The organism is Halobacteria archaeon AArc-dxtr1, from assembly GCA_025517425.1.
In the GTDB taxonomy this organism is placed as follows: Archaea; Halobacteriota; Halobacteria; order Halobacteriales; family Natrialbaceae; genus Halostagnicola.
In genome coordinates, this window is the sequence record JAOPJY010000002.1 from 545,101 (window position 1) to 563,929 (window position 18,829).

The window sequence follows — 18,829 nt, forward strand, 5'->3', positions numbered from 1 at the left end:
GACACTATGTTCCACGTCGGCATCACGGTGTTCGAGCCGTCCCACGTCGAAGCCGTCCGTGACACGTTCCCGGAGTGGATGGCATTCGTCTTCGCGTTTCTCTCGTACTTCGGTAGCGTCTGGATCGTCGCGCCGACGGTCGTCTGCTGTTACTGGCTCGTCGACCGCCACCGGTTTGCCCCCTGGGTGGGGATCGTCATGGGCGGCTACGCCGTCATGGTCGGGCTGAAGGGCTTCTTTTCGGTTGCGCGACCGGGCGTCGGGCCGGCGATCGCACCGGAGAGTCTCCCCACTGTGGTCGCGCTCGTCTACGCGCCCGCCGTCGAAGTCGGAACGACGAGCTTTCCGAGTGGACACGCCATCGCGGGAACGGTGCTCTGGACGATGCTCGCACTCGAGACGAACTACGGGACGCGCCGAATGCGCTACGGCGTCGCGGCGACGATGATCGCACTCGTCGGCTTCTCGCGGGTCGGCGCCGGCCTGCACTACCCGTTCGACGTCGTGATTGGAACCGCGATCGCGCTTGGCTATCTGGCCGTCGTGCTCGCGATCCGGGCGTGGCTGTCCGGTCGAGGGCAAGAGACGGCGACACAGGGCGTGTTCGCGACCGTCGCTACAATCGCGCTGCTGGCGCTACTCGTCGGCGGGCGGCCGGACGCGGCGGCCCTGTTTGGCGCCGCGATCGCGGGCCTCGCGCTGTGGTGGTACGCGCCACCGCCACAGGCGCCGTGGTCGCTCACGGTCGGCGCGGGCGCCCGCATCCTCACCGGACTCGCGCTGTTGGCGGCGATCGCGGCACTGCTGGTGGTTCTCGAGGGGTACGCCGCCTGGTTCCTCGTCGGACTCGTCGGCGCAGCGGTAGTGCTCGCGCTCCCTCACTGGGAGGCGTCGACCGGTGCTGTTTCTTGACAGTACACACCGTAGCGGACGGAGACGGAGTCGCCAAAGATACAAAAAAAGCGACGCGGAGATCGCGGCGCATCAGTAAGGACCGTAGTCGGAGCCTTAGAACGTCTCTAAGTACCGGTCGAGCTCCCACTGGGAGACGTCGACGAGGTACTCCGAGAACTCCTGGCTCTTTGCCTCGACGAACTTCGGTCCGATGTGCGGGCCGAGGGCATCAAGGATGACCTCGTCCTCCTCTAAGGCGTCGACGGCCTCGCCGAGGTTCGTCGGCAGCGTCTCGATGCCGTACTCCTCGCGTTTCTCCTCGTCGAACTCGTAGATGTTCTCGCGGACGGGGTCGGGACACTCGAGACCCTTCTCGATGCCCTCGAGACCGGCCTGGATGAGCGTCGCGAGTGCGAGGTACGGGTTACAGGACGGGTCGGGGAAGCGCGCTTCGACGCGGCTGGCGGCCGGGACGCGTGCGGCCGGCTTGCGGATCAGCGCCGAGCGGTTGCGGTCGGACCAGGCGACGTAGACGGGCGCCTCGTAGCCGGGGACCAGTCGCTTGTAGCTGTTGACCGTCGGATTCGCGACGGCGGTGATCGCCGGAGCGTGCTCTAAGATACCGGCGGTGAACTGCTTTGCCGTCTCCGAGAGGTCGAACTCGTCGTCGCCGTCGTGGAACGCGTTCTCGCCGTCCTCGGTGAACAGCGAGAGGTGCGTGTGCATCCCCGAGCCGTTGATCTTCGGGATTGGCTTGGGCATGAACGTCGCGTGGAGGTCGTGCTGGGCCGCAATAGCACGAACGACCGTCCGGAAGGTGCCGACGTTGTCGGCCGTCGTCAGGGCGTCGTCGTACTCGAAGTTGATCTCGTGTTGCCCCTGGGCGACCTCGTGGTGGCTGGCCTCGACCTCGAAGCCCATGTCCTCGAGTCCGTAGATGATGTCACGGCGCACGTCCTGTGCGAGGTCTTTTGGCGCGAGGTCGAAGTAGCCGCCGGCGTCGTTGGTCTTCGTCGTCGCGCGGCCCTCCTCGTCCTCCTCGAAGAGGAAGAACTCCGGCTCGGGAGCCGCATTGACCGTGTACCCCATCTCCTCGGCACGCTCTAGGGCCTGCTTGAGCACGTAGCGGGGGTCGCCCTTGAACGGCTCGCCAGTCGAGGTGTTGATGACGTCACAGATCATCCGACCGGCAGCGCTGTTCTCCTTCTGGCGCCATGGCAGGACCGCGAACGTCTCTGGGTCGGGCTTGAGACGCATGTCCGACTCCTGGATACGGACGAAGCCTTCGATCGAAGAGCCGTCGAAGTAGATTCCCTCGGTGAACGCTTTCTCAGCCTGGCGGGCTGGGACGGAGACGTTCTTCACCACACCGAGAATGTCGGTGAACTGGAGGCGAAGGAAGTCGACGTCGTGTTCCTCGATCTGATCCAATACGTCCTGTTCGGCACTTGTGAGATTTCCGCTTGTCATCTTCTCGTCGTGCTATCAAACTATCCCTAGTACATTAATGCTACTGCATCGAGCAAATCTTCCCTCGTCGCCACGTAATTGGATATTCGTAAAGTTCTAAAGGGTGGAGTGAGAGGATGGAGTTGATGACGTACGAAAATCTCGATGCAAAATTGGTAAATGCACTGCTAGGCGATGGCCGAGCGAGTCTGCGAAGTCTCGCAGAGGATCTCGACGTCTCGGTGACGACGATCTCGAACCACCTCTCGGACTTAGAGGAGGAAGGAGTCATCGAAGGCTACACGCCTCGAGTGGACTACGACGCGGTCGGCTACGACGTGACCGCCGTGATCCAGCTCCAGGTCGAAGGTGACGCACTCCCGGACATCACCGACACCCTCAGCGAACACCGACAGATGACCAGCGTCTACGAAGTCACGGGTGACTACGACGTCATCGCCATCGGCAAGTTCAAAGACACCGATGGGATGAACGACCAGATCAAGGCGCTGCTGACCGACCCGGACATCAAGGCCTCGAACACGAGCGTCGTGCTCAACGCAGTCTCGGAGAACGAACAGTTCGAGCTCGACGTCGACGAAGACAGCTAATTCTGCGGTACTACGCGCGTTCGGTCGCTCGGTCCGACGTGCGATTATAACGGTGTACGATCAGCTTGTAACGACAGACGATCGGCTCGGTCGTGGTGGGGTCTGGCCAGCCCAGTCTCGAGACGGCCACAAAAAACGGATCGTCGGTCGTCGAACGGAACGGAACGAGCGCAAAGCGGTGTGTCCCGCGGTGTTACATCATGCCGCCCATGCCGCCGCCCATGCCGCCCATGCCGCCGCCGGGGGCGCCTTCCTGGTCGTCGCCCTTGTCGGTCGAGAGGTCGCCGGCGGAGATGATGTCGTCGATCTTGAGCACGAGGTTCGCGGCCTCCGCGGCGGAGGTCACGGCCTGCTCTTTGGCGTGGGCCGGTTCGACGACGCCGGCCTCGAAGGTGTCCTCGACGTCGCCCGAGAAGACGTTCAGACCGGCGCGGATCTCGTCGTCCTCGTGGGCTGCGCGGAGGTCGACGAGCGTGTCGATGCTGTCGAGGCCGGCGTTCTCGGCGAGCACGCGCGGGACGAGCTCGAGCGAGTCGGCGAAGGCCTCGACGGCCAGCTGCTCGCGTCCGGAGACGGAGTCGGCGTAGTCACGCAGGCGCGAGGCGAGTTCGACCTCGATTGCGCCGCCGCCAGCGAGCACGCGCCCGTCGGAAACGGTCGTCGCGACGACGTCGAGTGCGTCGTTGATGCCACGCTCGAGTTCGTCGACGACGTGGTCGGTCGAACCGCGAAGCAGGAGGGTGACGCCGTGGGCGTCCTCGCCCTCGACGTAGAACAGTTCGTCCTCGTCGTCACGGGTGAGGTCGCCGTGTCCGAGGTCGTCCGCGCTCGCGCTCTCGAGATCGGAGACGATGGCGCCGCCGAGGACTTCTTTTAAGAACTCGAGGTCGGACTTCTTGACGCGGCGAACCGCCAGGATACCCTCCTTGGCGAGGTAGTGCTGGGCGAGGTCGTCGATGCCCTTCTGGCAGAGAACGACGTCGGCGCCGGTGTCGACGATGTGGTCGACCTTCTCGCGCAGCTGCTTTTCCTCACGGTCTAAGAACTTCTGGAGCTGGTCGGGATCCGTGACGGATACCTCGGTGTCGACGTCGGTTTCCTCGACCTCGATCGGGTCGTTGAGCAGGAGGACGTCGGCGTCCTCGGCGCTGTTGGGCATGTTGTCGTGGACCGGGTCCTTGTCGACGATGCCGCCTTCGAGGAGGTCGGACTCGCCGACGCCGCGGCCCGACTGGGTCTCGATGTTGAGGTACTCGAGGTCGACGACGTTCTCGCCGTCGTCGGCCTCGACGGTGACGCCGGAGACGGCGTCGACGATAAGCTGGGAGAGGTGCTCTTTGTTGACCTCGGCGCCCTTGCCGGTCATCGACGTCTCGGCAACCTTGCGAAGCAGGTCCTCGTCGGAGGTGTCGATCTCCGTCGCGATGTCGTCGATCTCCGCGCGGGCCTGCTCGGCGGCAAGGTGGAAGCCCTTGATGATCGCCGTCGGGTGGATGTCCTGCTCTAAGAGATCCTCGGCGTTCTTGAGGAGTTCGCCCGTGACCGCGACGGCCGTCGTAGTGCCGTCGCCGGCTTCGTCCTCCTGGGTTTCGGCGACCTCGATGATCATCTCGGCCGTCGGGTTGTCGATGTCCATCTCCTTCAGAATGGTCACGCCGTCGTTGGTGATCGTGACCGAGCCCGTCGAGTCGACGAGCATCTTATCCATTCCCTTCGGTCCGAGCGTCGAGCGAACTGCCTCGGCGACTGCGCGGGCAGCGCTGATGTTGTAGTCCTGCGCGTCCTGATCCTTGACGCGCTGGGAGTCCTCGCTCATAACGATCATCGGCTGACCCTGCTGCATTCGCTGACTCATAGTCAGCCGATTCTATGTTTGTCCTTCTATAAAAAAGCTTCTACTCAGTGGAGAGCGCGGGTGTCCCACGTCTCCGACAGCCCAGGAGAAGATCGCCGTAGGGCCAACTGGTACGCGCAGATCCGTGTGAACTGCTATCGCACAGTCGGTCCGATCTGTCGGTCCATCTTCGACCGTATATATACCACAGTGAGACAGCGCCAACCCAAGAAACGGGAGGTTGCGCTACCGGTGTGTTTGCCGGACGTTGGCCGGATGCAACACCCCTCACAAGAGGACAGCGGAGCGAGGAGTTTTATTTCCGGGGACTGTGGATACCTAGCTGAACGACAGTTCGGAGCAGTAACTGGAATGCGAGAGACAGCAGACCGAAACCGCGAGGGGACGGGTGGGCCGGACTGGGGACAGTTCACACTGGTTGTGCTGTCGGTTCTCATTCTTGCGTTAGCAGCGGTTGCGGCACCGACGCTGGGGGGTATTGGCCCGGGGAGCAGCGGGGTTAGCCCTGGTGATGGCGCCGATGGTGAGGAACCCGGAGACGGGCATCCAGACGCAGGTAACGAGTCGGAGCACGGCGATCCGGGCGACCAGAGTAGAGACGATGTCCCATCAGATGGCGCTCCCGCCGATGGCGGACCAGACGACGGAGATGTCGATAGCGGAGATCCGAACGGCGGAGATCAGGCTAACGGAGACGTAGACGGCGGTGACGAGCAGCTAGGTGACGGTGATGATCACGACGGCGACCCAGCTGATGGTGTCGAGAACGGTGGAGACGACCACGACGTCGGAGATGGAGACGGTGGCGCTGGAGACGAGGATGGGGACGGGGATGGCAGTGATGGCGACGAGGACGGGATCGGAGATGGCACCGGTGAGGATGGCAGTGACGGGGACGAGGATGGGATCGGAGACGGTCAGAATGGCGACGGCGACGGCAGTGATCCGGGCGACGGTGAGGATGGTGACTCCGATGACAGCGACACGGGAGACGGTGATGGTGGCGACGGTAATGATGGTGAGGACGAAGAAAGCGGTGACGGTCAAGGCAGCGATGACGGAGACAGCGATGGTGGGGATGGCGGTGACGGTGATGAGGGAGATGGTGTGGACGGTGGTGACGACGATGAGAGTGAGGTCGGCGATGGTGGAGAGAATGGAGATGGCGACGGAGATGACAGCGATGGTGGAGACGACGAAAACGGCGAGGAGAACGGAGACGATGCAGACAGCGGTCCCGAGTACGACGTCGCGTTCGACGACCCGCCGAGCCCAGGCACGGAGGTCACGGCGACGGTTACCGAAGACGACGAGCCACTCGAGGGAGCATCGGTCGCGTTCGACGGCGAGCCGATCGGAACGACCGATTCCGATGGAACGGTCACCGGAACGGTTCCGTACACGACGGAACTTGAGGTAACGATCGATCCGAGCGCGGCGACTGAGACGGCAGTGGCCAGTGGCGGGACCGACGGTGAGCAACTCGACGCGAAGTCACAGCTCGTTGCTGATCCGGGAACCGCCTCCGAAAACGAGACGCGAACGACCGTCGAGTTGAATCCCGAGACGGCCGTCGAAATCGACGAACCGATCCTTCCCGAGATGGATACCACGGTTTCGGCGACAGTCGACGGGAATCCGATCCCAAACGGAACGGTGCTGGTCGACGGAGACGAGATCGCCGTCACTAACGACGAGGGCACCGCATCGTTCACCGTCCCCGAGAGCGAGGGGAACGTGACCGTTGCGGTCGAACGCGGCGAGATTCGCGTCGAGCGGGACGTCGAAGTTCGGATGCTCGACGTCGAGGTCGAAACGATCCTACCGCTTCCCGGCCGAACGGTCGACGTCGCCGTTACGGACGGCGTCGACCCGGTCGAGAACGCGACGGTACTCGTCGACGGAGAGCCCGTCGAGACGACAGAAAACGGGACGGCGACCGTCGGGTTGCCGGTCGCCGACGGGGCGACGATCAGCGCGGCGTTAGCCGGGGCCGAGGCGGAGACGACCCTCGACGGCCTGTATCGGAACGCTGCACTCGTGCTCGGCGGGGCGGCCGTCCTCGTGGCGGTGACGGGTTGGGTGCTCGTCCGGCGCGTCGGGCTCTCGAGAGCGGGGCTATGGTCGGCTCCGGGCGCAGTCCTCGCGCGGCTGCGTGCACTCCTCTCGGCGCTCGGGCGGCGAGCAGTCGACGGCATCGTCCGGCTCGCAGCGCTGCTCGATCGCCTGGGCGATCGACTGGCCGAGCGGGCCCGTTGGGTCGCGCTCGCGATCCGGCGGGCCGGGCGATGGCTCGCCGCGCTGCCGTGGCGGCTCCGGGAGACCGGGCTCGCCGGTCTGGCAGCGCTCGACCCCCGACGGCTGGTCCGGGCGGTCGTCGCGGCGATCCGGTCGCTGCTCCGGTCCGTCCGCTTCCGAGGAAAGCGGGGTGTCGGATCGAAATCGGGAAGCGCGGGTACGGCCGGCGAGGACACAGCGGGGGCGGTCACCCAGACGCTCCGGGAGCTGTGGATCGAGTTCGTCAGAGTCGTCCGCCCACCGGGGGTGCGAACGAAGACGCCGGGCGAGATCGGCCGGTACGCAGTCGAGAACGGAGTTCCCGAGCGAGCGGTCGAAACCGTCGTGGAGACGTTTCGCGACGCCGAGTACGGGAACGTGGCCCCCTCATCCGATCGGCTCGATCGGGTGGCGGTCGCGGTCCGGTCGATCAGTGCCGATGCCGAGTCCGGGACGGCAGAAACTGACGCAGCGAACGGCTCCGGTACCGACGGGAGGGAGGAGCCGTGAGCGGGCGGTCTATCGGCAACGTCGTGCTCGTGCTCGTCGCGCTCGCAGGACTGGGAGTCGGCGTCGGCGTCGCGGCGGCACCGACGCTCCTCCCCTCGGAGCTCACCGCGACGATCGAAGCGGCCGAGCAATCGGTAGATCCGGATCACGCACTACTCGCCGTCGTCGCGGTCGTCGCACTCTTCGGGCTGTGGCGCGCGTACTTCTCCGGAGCAACGGACGTCCGAGATGGCGGCGTCGAGGGTGCCGCCGAAGCCAGCGACTCGAAGCACGTCGCAGTGGCCGGCAAACGGACGACCCACCGGATCGACACGACGATCGACGCCCTAAAACGCGGTCGGTCGGCAGGCACCCGAGAGGTCATCCACGAGGTGCGAGACGTAGCCCTGGCCGTCGAAACGGCCCGCGGACAGTCGACGGAGCGGGCCGCCGAGCGCGTCCGGCGCGGGGAGTGGACCGACGATCGGATCGCCGCGGTGTTCCTGGGCGACGAGTCGGCAGGCCAACTCACGCTCTGGCACCGGCTTCGCGCCTGGCTGTTTCCCGGCTCGACGTTCGAGCGTCGCCTCGAGCGGACGGTCGACGAACTCGAGCGAGCGACAACAGACGCAGCGACGAGCCAGCACGCCGGAACGACAGACGAACACGCGAGTCGGCAGAGATCCGAGCCCGCTGCGAGCGCGGCCGAAAGAGACGGCTCGGGGGAGCGATCGAATGCGTAGAGTGACGCGGTGGCACTCGGGCGTCGTCGCGTCAATCGTCCTCGTCGCCGCCGGACTTCTCGTCGGCTCGAGCGCGCTGGTGCTGGCCGCGATCGTCCCAATCGCGTTTGTGGGATATGCAGCGCTGTCGTCCGTTCCAGAGCCGACAGCGGCGATCGCGGTCGAACGCAGCTGTACGCCCGCGAACCCGCTGCCGGGCGAGCGCGTCGAGGTCACGCTCACAGTGGGAAACGAGACGGACCGAACGCTGGCTGACGTCCGGATCGTCGACCGCGTTCCCGACGGACTCGACCCCGTCGAGGGGACGGTCAAGCAGGCGACGACGCTGCGAGCCGGCGAACAGACGAGCGTCTCGTACGCGCTCCGGCCGCGCCACGGGACGTACGCGTTCGGTCCGACGTGGATCAGACTCCGCAGCCTGAGCGCGGCGGCCGTCACGACCGACTCGATCCGAGCCAGTGGCGACACCGAACTCGACTGTTCGATCCCCCTCGATGGACTTCCGTTACACCGAAAAACAATCCCGTTGGTCGGTGCGGTCGCGACGGATAGTGGCGGCGCAGGCTACGAGTTTCACTCGACGCGAGAGTATCAGCGAGGCGATCCGCTCAAGCGCATCGATTGGCGGCGGTACGCCCGAACTGGCGAGCTCGGAACCGTTCGCTACCGCGAGCAGGAAGCGGCCAGCGTCGTCGTGCTCGTCGACGGCCGCGACGCCTCCCGGGTAGCCGCCGACCGCGGCCACCCAGACGGCGTGACGCTCGCCGCCTACACCGGCATCGTCGCCGCCAGCGTCCTGGCCGATGTGGGCCACAGCGTCGGCGCCGTGGGCCTCGGCGTTCGCGGCCGGATGCCCGGCGTCTACACCGGGCCACCGGCGTACGTCGAGCCGGGGATGGGTGCCGACGTCGGGGGCCGGATCGCGACCGTCTGTGACGCCGTCGCCGCATCCGGAAGCGCTGGCTCACCGGCTGACGGATCGACGCCTGATCCGTCGATGCGAAGCGGGGAGCGCGAGCCGCCCCGGGCCCGCCCGGATGGCGGCGCGGAGCTGGCAACACGCCTCGATGCGCTCTTCCCGCCGAACACGCAGCTCGTGTGCTGTACACCCGCGGTAGACGACGAAATCGTCGATCTCGTGCTCGCGCTTCGCCGACGTGGCTACCCCCTGTCTGTGCTCTCACCGAACGTGACCGGCGGCGACGAGGTGGGAGCCAGGCTCGAAGGCGTGCGCCGGCAGGCACGCCTCGAACGGCTCCGGCGCAGCGACGTCCCGGTCGTCGACTGGAGCACCGATCGAACGCTCGCGAGCGCACTCGCTCGCGGGTTCGGCGAGGTGATCCGCTGATGGGCAGCTCAGGAGAGCGAGCCGCCAGTGTGACACCGGTGCCGAGCCGAGCCGACCGCGAGCGAACAGCCGAAACCGTCAGCGCTCCCGCGACGGTGGTGGGAACAGTGCTCGCGACGGCTGTCGGGGCCATCGTCCTCGCAGTCGGGACCGACGTCCTTCTCCCGGGTGTCGTCGCCGCCCTCGCGGGCAGTCTGCTAACGGGTACGGTCTCGGCGGCCAACCGTCGAACGCCGGGCGGCCGAGCCATCGCGAGCGTCCTGACAGTTCTCGCGGCGGTCGCTGCGACGGCGGCTGGCGCCATCGCGGTCGTCGGAGGCCCGACATCGATCGCGGTCGGATACCGACTCGGTGTCGTCGCTGCGATCGGGCTCGCCGCCTTCGGCGCGACGGCGACTGTTACCGGGGCGATCGGCGACGGCGCCGTCCGGGCTGCGATCCCGATCGCCGTTGCGACCGCGGTTCCGATCGCGATCGTGGGGGCGGTACACACCGATCCGGCACGCTCGGTGTGGGGCGAGCGTGGAGGGGACGCGGACGCAGTCAACGTGGGCATCGTCTCCGAGCTGGCACTCTCACCGACAGGATCGGTCACCGCGATGGCGACGTTCGTCGGACTGGTGGTCTGGGCGCTGTGGGTTGTCGCCGCCGTGGGCCCCCGATTACCGATTCCGCAGCTGCTGGCACGGGATCGACGCGAACCGGCGCGAAGACAAATCGAGCGCGTATCGACGGCTGCCACTCGGTACGGCTTTCTCGTCTTCTTGTTCGGCAGCGGGGCAACGATCGCAATTGCCGTCTCGGATGGGATCGAGGTCGAGGCCGCCGCACAGGCCGTCGCGACGCTCGAGACACTCCTTCTCCCGGTCGCGACGTCGACTGGCCTCCGGATCGTCCTCCTCGCGGGCATCGCAGTGATGGCCGTCCTGTTCGTCCTCTCGTGGCTGCCGGGACTCCGGCGACTCAGGCACAGCCGCCTCCTCGCGTGGCTCCCTGCGTTTACCGGTGGGGCAGTCGTCGCATCCCTGTTGATCGTCGGCTACCCGATGCTCTTCGAGCGGGTACTCCGGCCGGAGCTCGAGGGAACGACGGAACAGACGGTCGCCGTTCCGGGAACCGGAGTGGTGCCGGTAGCGGACGTGCAGGCGGTACTCGCGCCACCGAGTGGGATCGCTATCGCGAGCGTGGCGACCGTCGCCGTCGTCGGGTTGGTCGTCACGCTCCTGGTTGGCGTCTGGGGGATCGGAGCGCTCGCGCTCTTGCCGGATCGGGCAGCACCCGGCTCGTTCGGCGCTGCAGCGCTCGTGCTTGGCGCGATTGTCGCCGCGGTGGGCGGGGCCGGAACGCTGGTCGTCGCGATCCCCGTCGCCTGTGCGATGGTCTCGTGGGACGCCGCCCTCTACGGCGTGTCGATAACCGAAGAACTCGGCCGCGACGGCTCGGCCCGGCGGCCCGCGATCGTACATATCACCGGCACAGCCGTCGTCGCCGGGACCGGGGTCGGGGTGGCACTCGGGCTGCTGGCGCTCACCGAGACGGTCGTCGTACAGCCGAGACTCACCGCTCTCGGCGCGCTGATCGTGGCGCTGATTGCGGTCTGGATCGCCCTGAAGCGGCGGGCGCTCCGAGTCGGTAGAAGGGACGAGGAGAGAGACGACGAGGCGAGAACCGATGCGACGGGTTCCAGCGGAAACCCGGGAGACGAGTCGCCGCCCCACGCAAAAGCGCCCCGAAGAAGGCACTCCTCCGAGCAAAGCGACGGGGCGGCGAGGACCGAACGTGCCCGAAGCGATCTGGCGGTGTCCGAGATGACGCTCCCGGAGCTCTACGGTGTCGAGGTGGCGATCCTGCGAGAGCACGGCTTCGAGACCATCGGCGATCTGCAGGCGGCCACCGCGACGGAGCTCGAGACCATCGACGGCATCAACGCGACCCGAGCGAGCGTGATCGTAGATGCGGCCCGGGACGACCACCAGCACAGGCAACAGTCGCGGTGAGCCAGAGACGACACACCGGCTGTTACGAACTCACCGCCAGTTATGGGCGCACCGCCGGGACCTCGACGCGGTCTATCACGTCGGCGACGACGTCCGCTCCGTCGACGCCCGCGATCCTCGCGTCGGTCGTCAGGACGAGCCGGTGTTGCATGATCGGTTCAGCGATGCGCTTTACATCGTCCGGGGCGACGTACGCTCGACCGGAAATCACCGCGCGGGCGCGGGCTGCCTCGTAGTAGCGCTGGATACCGCGCGGGGAGACGCCGATTTCGACTCGGTCGTCGGTCCGGGTCTCTCGGGCCAGCTTGACGAGGTACTCCCGGAGGTCGGGTTCCATCGAGACGCCCTCTGGAACCTGCTGGAGCGCACGGACGCCCTCCGTATCGAGTACCGAACCGACCGACGGCATCTTCGTCTCACGCCGGCTGCGCCGCTCGATCAGTTCGAGTTCACCCGCCAGTTCCGGGTAGCCGATCGAGGATTTGACCATGAAGCGGTCGCGCTGGGCTTCCGGCAGCTCGAAGGTCCCCTCCTGTTCGACGGGGTTCTGGGTCGCGATCACCAGAAACGGGTCGGGGAGGTCACGCGTCGTCCCGTCGACGGTCACCTGTCCCTCGTCCATCGCCTCTAACAGCGCCGCCTGTGTCTTCGGCGGCGCGCGGTTGATCTCGTCGGCGAGCACGACGTTCGCGAACACCGGTCCCTCGGTGAATTCGAACTCGCCGGTCCCCTCGTTGAACACGTGCGAACCCGTGATATCACCCGGCAGGAGATCCGGTGTGAACTGAATCCGGTTGAAGTCGAGCCCGAGCGCCTGCGAGAGCGTCAGTGCGGTCAGCGTCTTCCCGGTTCCGGGGACATCCTCCAAGAGGACGTGGCCGCGTGCCAACACCGCCGTGAGCACGTGCTCTAAGAACCCCCGATCCGTGATGACGGCCTCGCCGACCCGCGAGAGGACGGCGTCACAGCGCTCGCTCGCCGACGCGACCGGGCGGTCGTCGCGTTCCATCGTGGCAGACTTTCGTCCGAAACGGTATCAAAATACTGGCGCTAAGTAAGGTCGTCTCGACGAGTCGCGACACTGCGCGTTCGCACCGCTACGCGGCGTTCACCGGGTTGTAACGACAAAATGCGTCACGGTTTCGTCGTTCGGTAACCCGCGATTCTCGCTCTCTGTTCGCTCCGAATCGCGCAACGCCAGGACAGGGATTTGAACTACGGCTGAGAACCTGCTCGCTTCGCTCGCAGAACCTCAGTCTAATTCAAATCCCGCTTCTTGCGTTCTTCGAGTTCGGATGACTCGCGCCGCTACGCGTCGCTCGTTGATAGTGAACTCGAAGAAGCGCCAGGACAGGGATTTGAACCCTGAATCCCGAAAGGGAACACGCTTTCCAGGCGTGCGCCTTACCGTTCGGCCATCCTGGCTCACCAGTTGCTAGCCCCGAGAGTCGTTTAACTATTTCGAAGCAGTCACCGGGTGCAAGGACGGTGTCGGACCTGCGACAGTCGCAGTCAGACGAGCACGTCGACCTCGTATCCAGCCTCGCGGAGGGCAGAGACGACGGTCTCGACGTGGTCCGGGCCGCGCATCTCGAGGTCGAGTTCGACCTCGGTGTCGCTCATCCCGACTTCCCGGGAGGTTCGGTCGTGCTGGATGGCGTAGATGTTCGCGCGGTGGCGTGACAGAATCTCGACGAGCTGCTCTAAGGCGCCGGGGCGATCGACCAGCACCGTTCGAATCTTGAGGTAACGTCCGGTCTCGACCAGCCCGCGGACGATCACCGTCGTCAGCGTGTTGAGATCGATGTTGCCGCCACAGAGCGCGGGGACGATCACCTCGCCCTCGTCGTACTCGAAGCGCTCGAAGAGAACCGCCGCGAGCGCCACCGCGCCGGCACCCTCAACGAGCGTCTTCGAACGCTCCAGAAGGTGGGTGATCGTGACGGCGATTTCGGGATCGGAGACGGTGACGATCTCGTCGACGCGCTCACGGATGATCGGGAGCGTCCGCTCGCCGACGCTGCGAGTCGCGATCCCGTCGGCGATCGTGTCGACCCCATCCAAGACGACGCGCTCGCCCGCCTCGACTGCAGCAGCGGCGCTCGCAGCGCCCTCGGCCTGCACGCCGACGACGCGGACCTCAGGGTGGGCGCCCTTGATCGCGGTGGCGATTCCACTGATGAGTCCGCCGCCGCCAATGGGGACGACGACGGTCTCGACGTCGGGGCAGTCCTCCAAAATTTCGAGCCCGATCGTCCCCTGACCGGCCATCACGTCCGGGTCGTCGAAGGCGTGAAGGTAGGTTCGGCCCTCCTCGCGTTCGATCTCGTGGGCGCGGGCGGCGGCCTCGTCGTAGTCGATCCCCGAGAGAACGACCTCGGCGCCGTAGCCTCTGGTGGCTTTCACCTTCGCGATCGGCGCGTCCTCGGGCATGACGATAGTCGCGTCGACGCCGGCCCGGGTGGCAGCCAGGGCAACGCCCTGGGCGTGGTTGCCCGCGCTTGCGGTGACGATACCGGCGTCTTGCTGTGCATCCGAGAGCGTCGCGATGCGGTTGGTCGCGCCACGAATCTTGAACGCCCCCGTTCGCTGGAAGTTCTCGAGTTTGAGGAAGATCTCAGCGCCGGTCATCTCCGAGAACGTGTGTGATCGGTCACAGGGCGTGTGTCTGGACGTCTCTTGCACCCGCGGCCGGGCGGCGAGGACGTCCGAGCGGTCGAGCATACGCCCCAGTACTCGGTCGGGTGGGTAATGATTTCGGCTGTGGGCGAGTCGTCCCGACGGGTGATCGGATCGATGTCACTCAACTGTGATAAACGGGTAGTGCTGTTGGGCGGAACAGCACTACAGGGAATACAGGAGTGCACGGCGTGTGACGTGCAACTGGAAACGGGAAGGCAGACCATATAAATCTCATGGCTCCTTCCCGAAAGTGAAAGTGGCAGACTGAGTCGAGATAGGGGCGGCGTCAGACGCGGGTCAGACGCACGTCGTTCGTGATGGATTCGCACGAAGGCGGCGACCGGAATTGGGGGTGAAGACGGCCTACCGCTCGTCGATCGAGACGAACTCCTGATCAGTCTCACCCGTGTATCGAGCTCGGGGTCGGATGAGACGGTTGTCGTCCTGGTACTCGAGGACGTGAGCGATCCAGCCGCCGACGCGGCTCATCGCGAAGATGGGGGTGTACATGTCGATCGGGATGCCGAGCTGGTAGTAGACCGAGCCGGAGTAGAAGTCGACGTTGGGGGCGATCCCCTTCTTGACGAGCCCTTTCTCCTCGGTGAGGTACTCCTCGATCGTGGTCGTGATCTCGTACCAGCGCGGATTGCCGGTCTCGGCGAGTTCGCGGCTGCGCTCCTGGAGGATGTGGGCGCGCGGGTCTTTGACGTCGTAGACGCGGTGACCGAAGCCGGGGATGCGCCGTCCCTCCTCGGTCGCCTGCTCGACCCACGCTAAGGGATCGAGGTCGCTCTCGTCGATCTCGATCAGGACCTCCATGACGTCCTGGTTGGCGCCGCCGTGAAGCGGCCCCGAGAGCGCGCCGATGCCACCGGTCACCGAGGAGTAGATGTCGGCCATCGTCGAGCCGATGACCATCGCGGTGAACGTCGAGGCGTTCAGGCCGTGGTCGGCATGGAGAATAAGCGCCTGGTCGAACGTCTCGGCGGCGATCTCGTCGGGTTCCTCGCCGGTCAGCATGTAGAGGAAGTTCGCCGCGTGGCCGAGGTCGGGGTTCGGCGAGACGGGTTCCTCGCCCTGGCGGTAGCGCTCGAAGGCCGCCAGGATCGTCGGAACCTTCGCCGTGATCCGACGTCCCTTCCGGAGGGCCGCCTCCCGGTCGTCGGGATCGGCGTCGAGTTCGGGCTCCGACGCCGAGAGCATCGAGACGGCGGTGCGCATCGCAGCCATCGGCTCCGCATCGGCGTCGGCGAGTGCGCGGACGGTTTCCAGAATCGAGTCGTCGACCTCACGCTCGTCGACCATCGACGCCACGAAGGGATCGAGTTCGTCCTCGCTTGGCAGGTGGCCGTGCCAGAGCAGATACAGCACTTCCTCGTAGCTCGCACCCGTCGCCAGCTCCTCGATCGGATAGCCCCGGTAGACGAGCCGACCGACGCTGCCGTCGATCGAGCTGAGTTCCGACTCGGCGACCAACACGCCTTCGAGCCCCTTCTTCAGGTCGTCAGTCATACTGAACGGTTCCCGTCGGCGATGGAAAAGTATTGTCGTTTGGTCGCTGTCACACCCGAACGCGTCCGATGTTGCCGGTTGCGCCCGGAGACAGCAAAAACACGCAGGCCATAACGGCCCCTATCTGGCACTTGTAAAAAACGACCAGAGGCAGAGAGAGGAGAGATGGTTAGCGTCCGCTATCACTCCGTTCGACGGCGGTCGCGACGGCCACGTATCCGAGTGCCGCGACGGCCGCCACGACGATCGTGACCTCACCGCGAACGAGTAGTTGGAAGACGAGCAAGGCTGCGAACACCGCAAGTGCAGTCCAGAGCTGTCGGGGGCCGGGAAGCGATGCGACGTCCATACCGATCCTGGCCGGAGCGCTCCAAAGTAGCTATCGGAACGGCAAAACGGAGGGACGGAATCGCCTGAAGCGGTGATTACCGACCGAGCTTCTCGCGGCCGATCTTCACGCCAGTCGGCGTGACGATGATCTGGTCGTCGCCCTTCCGGACGATGTCACCGTCGACCTCGCGGGCGACCTGCCGGAGCTCGTCGACGATGTGTTCGATGGTCTTGTCTTGCGTCCGCAGACGCGTGATATCTGCGAGGACGATGTCACCGTCGTAGACGGCGTCTTTGATCTCGATCGTCGACTGCTGGCCGTCGACCTCGGCGATATGTACCTGCATCGTCGCCTCGACGGCTTCCTCGTCGACGTCAGCGATATCCAGTTCGACGTAGTCCTCGGTGGTTCGAGACTGCTCCGCGCCGAGGATCTTGCTCATGAGTCCCATTGGAGGAACCCACCGTCGCCGCCAGTATAGTTCTTACGTCAGACGGAGTTTCTCGCCGCCGATACTGTCACTAACGTGTGAGAATCGCGTCGTGGCTCAGCCGGTGAAGTCGTACAGTTCGTCGCCGACGTGGTGTAGCGAGTCGACGACCTTCCCCTCATCACCGACCATCTCGGAGCCGTCGACGCGGGCGCGGCCGATGGCGAGAACCTTCCCGTGGGACTCTTCGGCGATCACGACGAGGTCGCTGGCGTGGATGTCGGCAGTCGCCGCGGTGATACCGGGGCGCATGATGTCGGCCCCGTCGCTGACGAAGGAGACGGCGCCCGCGTCGACGGTCACAACGCGGTGCTCGGGCTCGTAGGCGTTGGCGCCACGAACTGTCAGAAACGGTACGTCGTCGAAGTACGCGACCTGGGGGGCTCCGTCGATCAGGACGACTTCCCAGTCCGTCTCCTCGAATTCGACGCGTTCGTAGGCGTCGCCGTCGGGCGACACGCCGAGTTGCTCCTCGAGGGTTGCCTCGAGCTCCCGGACCGCGTCGCTTCGGAGGTGGTGGCGCGATTTCACCTGCATGGTCGGGCAAACAGCGGGTCTGGGTATAAAACGCCCGTTCTCGACCGCTCGGAGGACAGCCAGACCCTGCACTCGGAGGAGAGCCGTCCGATGGTTGGACAGTTTCCGTCCCGACACGACTTTCACGACCACGTCCGTAGGCGCCGGTATGAGCGACGACGCACAGGCGCAGGCCGAGGCTGGGACGGCCGAAGGGCAGGGCCCCGTCCAAATCTCAGAAGACCTCGCGCGCCACCTCGAGAACAAACGCGAGGAGTTGTTCGAGAAGTTCGAGATCCGCGACGGCTTTCCCGACGAGGTGCTCGACGAAGCCGAGGCCAGGACGCAGGACGTCCAGGCCGAGATCAGCGAGGGGCTCGACGACGAGGAGCGGACGGACCTCCGGGATCTGACGACGTGGACGACCGACCCGATCGACGCCCAGGACTTCGACGACGCCATCTCCGTCGAGGAGCGCGACGACGAGTACGTCCTCTGGGTCCACATCGCAGACGTGGGCCACTACGTCAACCCCGAGACGGCGATGTGGGAGGAAGCCGTCGAGCGCGGGAACACGGTCTACCTGCCGGGCTACACGATCCACATGCTCCCGCCGGTGCTCGCGGAGTCGGTCTGCTCGCTCGTTCCCAACGAGGAGCGCTTCGCCCACACTGTCGAGATGCACCTCGATAAGGAGACGCTCTCCTACGAGACGATCGACATCTACAAATCGGTCATCGAGTCCGACGAGCGCCTCACCTACTCCGACGCCGAGAAGCGCCTGGACGACCCCGACGCGCCCTTGCACGAGGAGAACGTCCTCGTCCACGAGCTGGCCGACGAGATGCACGAGATCCGCAAGGAGGACGGCTCGCTCGTCCTGAACCCGAGTCGGGACCGCGCACACACCATCATCGAGGAGTGCATGCTCAAGGCGAACAAGGCCGTCACGCACGAGCTGATGTGGGGGCGGGGCGTCGAGGCGATGTACCGCGTCCACCCGCAGCCGACCCCGGACGAGTGGTCGAAGGCGCTCCAGGAGATCCAGGAGTTAGACGGCGTCTCCGTTCCCGGCGACACCTGGGACGAACCACGAAAGGCGGTCAACGCCACCTTGGAGGACGCCCCCGGCCGCCAGCTCGACAAGATCCAGTGGGCCGTGATGAAGGTCATGCCCCGCGCGAAGTACATGAGCGACCCCTTCGGCGGCCACCACGCGCTCAACTTCGAGATCTACGGCCACTTCACGAGCCCGATCCGGCGCCTGTCGGACCTGATCAACCACTGGATCGTCTACCAGAACGACGTCCCCGAAAATCTCGTCGCACTCTGTGACCGCGCCAGCGACAAGCAAAAAGACGCCGAGCAGTGCGAGCGCGAGTACAAGCAGTTCCTCGAAGAGGTCGGCCTCGACCCGATGGCGGTCAACAATCGGGGGATCGAGGTCGTCGACGACGACGAAGCCGAGAAGACGATCTGACCGTCTCAATAACCGATCAGCCACCGCAAAACAGGGTGGCACAGTTCGAAAGGCGGCTCATTTCGAGGGCTGTTGGTATGAAATACCTGCTCAGTACGTTTGCGAGTTGAACACGAGCATTCGCGCGAACGAGCGGTCCGAAGGACCCGGTAGTG

Annotated in this window: 15 protein-coding genes and 1 tRNA gene; 7 read left to right on the forward strand and 9 right to left on the reverse strand. The window is 65.5% G+C overall.

Going from position 1 to position 18,829, the window contains the following annotated elements; translation table 11 throughout:
* Positions 1 to 6 precede the first annotated feature (6 nt).
* Positions 7 to 912 carry a phosphatase PAP2 family protein gene (locus OB905_11600; GenBank protein MCU4926618.1) on the forward strand — a complete coding sequence of 302 codons (906 nt, stop codon included), beginning with the start codon at positions 7 to 9 and terminating at the stop codon, positions 910 to 912.
* Positions 913 to 1,008: 96 nt separating this feature from the next.
* Here OB905_11600 and glnA read toward each other — a convergent pair whose 3' ends face one another.
* Complete coding sequence (glnA, locus tag OB905_11605) at positions 1,009 to 2,364, reverse strand: type I glutamate--ammonia ligase (protein MCU4926619.1); 1,356 nt, start codon at positions 2,362 to 2,364, stop codon at positions 1,009 to 1,011.
* 125 nt (positions 2,365 to 2,489) lie between these two features.
* Here glnA and OB905_11610 point away from each other — a divergent pair, with 125 nt between their 5' ends.
* Positions 2,490 to 2,954: an Lrp/AsnC family transcriptional regulator gene (locus tag OB905_11610; protein ID MCU4926620.1), complete on the forward strand. Its 465-nt coding sequence runs from the start codon at positions 2,490 to 2,492 to the stop codon at positions 2,952 to 2,954.
* Between the two features lie 193 nt (positions 2,955 to 3,147).
* Here the strand turns inward: OB905_11610 and thsB are convergent, their stop codons facing one another.
* Positions 3,148 to 4,809: a thermosome subunit beta gene (thsB, locus tag OB905_11615; protein MCU4926621.1), complete on the reverse strand. Its 1,662-nt coding sequence runs from the start codon at positions 4,807 to 4,809 to the stop codon at positions 3,148 to 3,150.
* Between the two features lie 351 nt (positions 4,810 to 5,160).
* On the opposite strand from thsB, the gene OB905_11620 reads away from it, so the two are divergent.
* The 4 genes from OB905_11620 to OB905_11635 are packed head-to-tail and all read left to right on the forward strand — an operon-like array spanning position 5,161 to position 11,663.
* Complete coding sequence (locus tag OB905_11620; GenBank protein MCU4926622.1) at positions 5,161 to 7,596, forward strand: FUSC family protein; 2,436 nt, start codon at positions 5,161 to 5,163, stop codon at positions 7,594 to 7,596.
* Entirely contained in the window at positions 7,593 to 8,318 is a 726-nt protein-coding gene (locus OB905_11625) for a hypothetical protein (GenBank protein ID MCU4926623.1), read from the forward strand. Before OB905_11620 ends, OB905_11625 begins: the two co-directional genes overlap by 4 nt.
* The gene (locus OB905_11630) at positions 8,311 to 9,666 is read left to right on the forward strand and encodes a DUF58 domain-containing protein (protein ID MCU4926624.1); all 1,356 of its coding nucleotides are present in this window, start codon (positions 8,311 to 8,313) and stop codon (positions 9,664 to 9,666) included. Before OB905_11625 ends, OB905_11630 begins: the two co-directional genes overlap by 8 nt.
* Complete coding sequence (locus tag OB905_11635) at positions 9,666 to 11,663, forward strand: hypothetical protein (protein MCU4926625.1); 1,998 nt, start codon at positions 9,666 to 9,668, stop codon at positions 11,661 to 11,663. Before OB905_11630 ends, OB905_11635 begins: the two co-directional genes overlap by 1 nt.
* Positions 11,664 to 11,703: 40 nt before the next feature.
* Here OB905_11635 and OB905_11640 read toward each other — a convergent pair whose 3' ends face one another.
* The 7 genes from OB905_11640 to OB905_11670 form a co-directional block, all read right to left on the reverse strand.
* A complete protein-coding gene (locus tag OB905_11640; protein ID MCU4926626.1) occupies positions 11,704 to 12,672 on the reverse strand; it encodes an AAA family ATPase in 969 nt (322 codons plus the stop codon).
* A gap of 334 nt (positions 12,673 to 13,006) precedes the next feature.
* Positions 13,007 to 13,088 (reverse strand) — tRNA-Ser (locus OB905_11645).
* A gap of 87 nt (positions 13,089 to 13,175) precedes the next feature.
* Complete coding sequence (gene ilvA / locus OB905_11650) at positions 13,176 to 14,387, reverse strand: threonine ammonia-lyase (protein MCU4926627.1); 1,212 nt, start codon at positions 14,385 to 14,387, stop codon at positions 13,176 to 13,178.
* A 321-nt stretch (positions 14,388 to 14,708) separates the two neighbouring features.
* Complete coding sequence (locus OB905_11655; protein ID MCU4926628.1) at positions 14,709 to 15,857, reverse strand: citrate synthase; 1,149 nt, start codon at positions 15,855 to 15,857, stop codon at positions 14,709 to 14,711.
* 169 nt (positions 15,858 to 16,026) lie between these two features.
* A complete protein-coding gene (locus OB905_11660; GenBank protein ID MCU4926629.1) occupies positions 16,027 to 16,206 on the reverse strand; it encodes a hypothetical protein in 180 nt (59 codons plus the stop codon).
* 76 nt (positions 16,207 to 16,282) lie between these two features.
* Positions 16,283 to 16,639: a cell division protein SepF gene (sepF, locus tag OB905_11665; GenBank protein MCU4926630.1), complete on the reverse strand. Its 357-nt coding sequence runs from the start codon at positions 16,637 to 16,639 to the stop codon at positions 16,283 to 16,285.
* A 96-nt stretch (positions 16,640 to 16,735) separates the two neighbouring features.
* Positions 16,736 to 17,215: an RNA-binding protein gene (locus OB905_11670; GenBank protein ID MCU4926631.1), complete on the reverse strand. Its 480-nt coding sequence runs from the start codon at positions 17,213 to 17,215 to the stop codon at positions 16,736 to 16,738.
* Between the two features lie 148 nt (positions 17,216 to 17,363).
* Here OB905_11670 and OB905_11675 point away from each other — a divergent pair, with 148 nt between their 5' ends.
* The gene (locus OB905_11675; GenBank protein ID MCU4926632.1) at positions 17,364 to 18,674 is read left to right on the forward strand and encodes a ribonuclease R; all 1,311 of its coding nucleotides are present in this window, start codon (positions 17,364 to 17,366) and stop codon (positions 18,672 to 18,674) included.
* Positions 18,675 to 18,829 lie beyond the last annotated feature (155 nt).